This window comes from Aeromonas sp. HMWF015 (assembly GCF_963878965.1).
Classification (GTDB): domain Bacteria; phylum Pseudomonadota; class Gammaproteobacteria; order Enterobacterales; family Aeromonadaceae; genus Aeromonas; species Aeromonas veronii.
On record NZ_CAWNZT010000427.1, the window covers coordinates 1 to 593 of the forward strand.

Consider the following 593-nt stretch of genomic DNA (forward strand, 5'->3'; position numbering starts at 1 on the left):
TGAGGAGGCGCATATTACGCCTCTCACTTCGAAAGTCAAGCGATTGTTTTCGCTTTTCTTTCGGCGCCCACTTCACTAGGAAGCTGGCTCATCAGTTTGGCGTGTTCCGCCGTGCTGGTAGGGGCGCATTATAGGGAGCGACGCTGCGATGACAAGACTTTTTTTGAAGAAAATCACGAAAATTTCAAATTATTCAATTAGAAACAGCTTATTCAGTGTATATATACAATGTTATCCACAACCCTGTTATTTCACTCCCATTTTAGCGTCATTTATGTCGCCTTCAGTGACCTTGGGAATGCCATACTGGAGCCGATAACCTCTCCCGAGTGGTCCATGGTAGCGCCAATCAGGAAAGCTGGTTACCATGGAGGTGAATATAGTGTTGCACCTTTTTTGCTTTCATTTACAAAAGGTCTTTTAAGATGAATTTATCCAAGTTTCCCGTATATATGCAGGCCGCAATCCTTGCTCTGGTATTGGCAGTGGTTGGCTACCTGGTTGCCCAGGCCCTGCAGTTCTCTTTGAAAGCGGAAGTGATTTTTGCAGCAGGTCTGGCCATCGGCGGTTTCGTGGTACCGCTGTTACTGAAG

The 593-nt window shown here is 46.2% G+C and carries 1 pseudogene; it reads left to right on the forward strand.

The annotated features are described in order from the left end of the window. Positions 1-425: 425 nt before the first annotated feature. A pseudogene (locus tag AACS18_RS23725) lies at positions 426-593 on the forward strand (RNA-binding protein); the annotation flags it as partial.